This window comes from Streptomyces sp. NPDC057654 (genome assembly GCF_042800135.1).
In the GTDB taxonomy this organism is placed as follows: Bacteria; Actinomycetota; Actinomycetes; order Streptomycetales; family Streptomycetaceae; genus Streptomyces.
Map to the genome: position 1 here is coordinate 1 of NZ_JBHVHQ010001319.1, position 1,548 is coordinate 1,548.

Below are 1,548 nucleotides of genomic sequence, written 5' to 3' on the forward strand. Positions count from 1 at the left end.
CTTGCCCCGCTGCATCAGCAGACCGAAGATGAAGAAATACACCATCGCATTCAGCAACGGCGTCGCGACCTGCCACACCTGCCCCAGCTTCGCCTTGCTGTACTGCGCCGTCAGCTTCGCCCGGGAAAAAGCAACAATAAAATGCCGCCGGTCCCACAACTGCCGCACATACTCCCCCAGCCCCGGCCGGGCGCCACTCACCGAGAGCCCGTACTTCGTGGCCAGGTCGGCGGCGGAGAGTCCATCGTCGGGTGCAGGCTGGGCACTCATGGCGACCGCACTGTCGTGCGTTGTCTCGCTCACAGTTGACACTTTCGTCCTCAGGGTGCGCTGCCGGGGCCGCGCCCCGGATCGCGCCCGATGCTCTCAGACAAGAGCCTGTCAGATCACGGGAGGTCGGCCCAGTCGGGTCAGGCGCCAAACGGTACGCCACTTCATGGGGCGCCGTGGACCACACGGTGCGGCCCAGCCCTCCTTGAAACCGCCGAGCCAGGCGCGCAGCGCGGGCATGGACGGACGCCGGGCCAGGGTGAGCAGCAGCCAGACCCCGAGGTAGACCGGTACGAGCGGGGCGGGCAGGTTCCGGCGGGCCAGCCAGACCCGGTTGCGGGCCACCATGCGGTGGTAGACGGCGTGCCGGCTGGGGGCCGTGGTCGGGTGGTGCAGCACCAGGTCCGACCGGTAGTCGATCATCCATCCCGCGTCGAGGGCCCGCCAGGCGAGGTCGGTCTCCTCGTGCGCGTAGAAGAAGTCGTCCGGCAACCCGCCGACCTGGGCGAAGACCTTCGTGCGGGCGGCGTTGGCGCCGCCGAGGAAGGTGGTGACGCGCGAGGAGCGCATGGGGTCGGCGGCGCGCAGCCGGGGCACGTGGCGGCGCTGGGTGACGCCGGTCTCGGGGTCCGCGATCCGGAAGCTGATGATGCCGAGCTGCGGGTCGGCGGCGAACGCCTCGCGGCACAGCCGGGCCGTGTCCCGGCCGGGCAGCAGTCCGTCGTCGTCGAGGAAGAGCAGGATGTCGACGTCCTGGCCGCCGGGGCCGAACGCCTCGATGCCGACGTTGCGGCCCGCGGGGATGCCCACGTTCTCGGGCAGTTCCACGGTCCGTACGGTCAGGCCGTCGACCTTCAGCTCGGGCAGCGGGGAGCCGTTGCCGACGACGACGACCTCGATCGGGTCGCCCTCCTGCCCGGCCACCGAGCGGAGCAGCGCGCGCAGTTCGTCGGGGCGGTTGCCCATGGTGAGGACGACCGCGCCGACGCTCGCGCTCGCGGCGCTCACTTGAGCCTGCTGGAGGCGAGGACGGACACGAGGTGCAGCAGGGTCTGGAGGAGCGCGATACCGGCCATGACGGCGACGCCGAGCCGGGAGAAGAAGAGGTCGCCCCGGATGGAGTCCACGATCGCGAGGACCAGGATCAGCAGGGACGCCTCAATGCAGAGGATGAGCCGGTGGAACTTGAGCGCTCCGGCGGCCCGGCGGGCCAGCGCCATGCCGGAGGAGCGCGGCTCGGACGCCGCTTCCTTGACGGGCGGCAGCCCGCCCTGGTGG

At 70.9% G+C, this 1,548-nt stretch carries 1 protein-coding gene and 2 pseudogenes; all 3 read right to left on the bottom strand.

Features of this window, described 5'->3' with window-relative positions:
• Positions 1-303 (bottom strand): annotated as a pseudogene (locus ACFU99_RS43205) (ABC transporter permease); the annotation flags it as partial.
• 78 nt (positions 304-381) lie between these two features.
• Positions 382-1,236, bottom strand: a complete 855-nt coding sequence (locus tag ACFU99_RS43210) for a glycosyltransferase family 2 protein (RefSeq protein ID WP_384404153.1) — start codon at positions 1,234-1,236, stop codon at positions 382-384.
• 38 nt (positions 1,237-1,274) lie between these two features.
• Positions 1,275-1,548, bottom strand: a pseudogene (locus tag ACFU99_RS43215) (CDP-alcohol phosphatidyltransferase family protein); the annotation flags it as partial.